We start from the raw sequence: 607 nt of genomic DNA, 5'->3' as shown, positions 1-607 counted from the left end.
CGGGGGCGCGCGACGTGCTGGCGCTCGCGGGCCGGCGGGTCGGCATGGCGGCGGGCGTGCTCACCGACCTGCTCGACGTCCCGGCCGTGCTGGCCGGCGGACCGCTGTGGGACCGGATCGCCCCGCACGCCGGCGCGGCGCTGGCGGCCGAGATCGCGGCGCACCCGGTGCCGGGCGGGCACGCGCTGACCGCCGCCTCGTCCGCGTTCGGGCCGCAGGTCGGCGCCGTCGGCGCGGGGTGCATCCTGCTGAGCCGCGCGTTCACCCCGCGCCCGACGGACCTGCTGCTGGTCAGCTGACCCCGGCGGGCGTCAGGCGACCGTCAGCACCACCTTGCCGCGCGCGGCGCCCGAGGCCACCCGCTCGATCGCGGCGCCGGCCTCCGCCAGCGGGTAGGTCCGGTCGAGCACCGGCGCCAGGTCGCCGCCGGACAGCAGGTCGCGCAGCCGCGCGAGGTCCGCCGGGTTCTCCCGGGACACGACGCTGCGCAGCCGGTGCCGGACCCACGGGTCGAGGGCCGCGGCGCGCGCCTGGCGGGCGAGCCCGCCGCCGAGCACCCGGCCGCCGCCCTCGGCGCCGACCAGCACGAGCGACCCGCTGCTCGGCC

1 protein-coding gene and 1 pseudogene are annotated in these 607 nt (G+C 81.2%); one reads left to right on the top strand and one right to left on the bottom strand.

What is annotated here, in order from left to right; genetic code table 11:
* A pseudogene (locus FA014_RS20470) lies at window positions 1–299 on the top strand (hypothetical protein); the annotation flags it as partial.
* Window positions 300–311: 12 nt separating this feature from the next.
* Here FA014_RS20470 and FA014_RS19710 read toward each other — a convergent pair.
* On the bottom strand, window positions 312–607 hold a 296-nt coding region (locus tag FA014_RS19710; protein WP_154731275.1), incomplete at its 5' end, for a zinc-binding dehydrogenase.

The organism is Cellulomonas hominis (assembly GCF_005239125.1).
Classification (GTDB): Bacteria; Actinomycetota; Actinomycetes; order Actinomycetales; family Cellulomonadaceae; genus Cellulomonas; species Cellulomonas hominis_A.
The sequence above is the reverse complement of the archived record's forward strand: the minus strand, read 5'-3'. Positions and strand labels throughout refer to the sequence as shown.